Raw genomic sequence first — 668 nt, 5'->3', positions numbered from 1 at the left:
GGGATCCTCATTGAGTTGTGAGATCGCCGCTCGCAATGCCAAAGCCATCTCTTCATCTACCTCATTCGCGACTGCAATGGCATGAGGGGTATAACCTGCGGTTGTATAAATCACGCTCAGTTGTTCTTTGGTTTCACTCGGCAAGCTCTCAAAGGTACGCTTCACGCCACCACCAGCGACATACAAGCCTTTCAGAACACCTAAATAGACCGAATCGTGCGAGCCCACATATTTGGGCGTAAATTTGATGCCTTTCTGTTCTAGTTCAGATTGCGTGATGATAGAAGCCGCAAACGCGCGCGGTGCCGGAAAAGCAATCGTCTCTTCTTGCAGATCACCAAGAGTAACTGACTGCCCTTTTCTCGCCACAATAATCCCTGTAATACGCTTGTTCTTCGCTCTTGCTAACGCCGTATAACCCGGAGTTTGGTTCACCAACGTAAAGTGATAAGGATTCATGTACGCGATGTCATATTCTCCAGCCAATAAACGGGCTTCAAAAGTAGGAATATCACGCGCAGTAGCAAATTTGATTTCAACTCCGGCAAGCTCACCCCAACGTTGCAGTAAGGGTTGCCATTGTTGAACTAATTTGGTGGCCGATTGTTGTGGCACTACACCAAAAACAAGAGAGGGCTGAGCGAAGATGGAAGGCGACAATATGCATA

General features: G+C 47.8%; 1 protein-coding gene. It reads right to left on the bottom strand.

The features are described 5' to 3' along the window. A partial coding sequence (locus R7E78_RS27190; RefSeq protein WP_318058758.1) for a phosphate/phosphite/phosphonate ABC transporter substrate-binding protein occupies positions 1 to 615 on the bottom strand: 615 nt, incomplete at its 3' end. Positions 616 to 668 lie beyond the last annotated feature (53 nt).

This window comes from Vibrio sp. YT-19(2023) (assembly GCF_033337395.1).
This window is presented reverse-complemented; position numbering and strand designations above follow the sequence as displayed.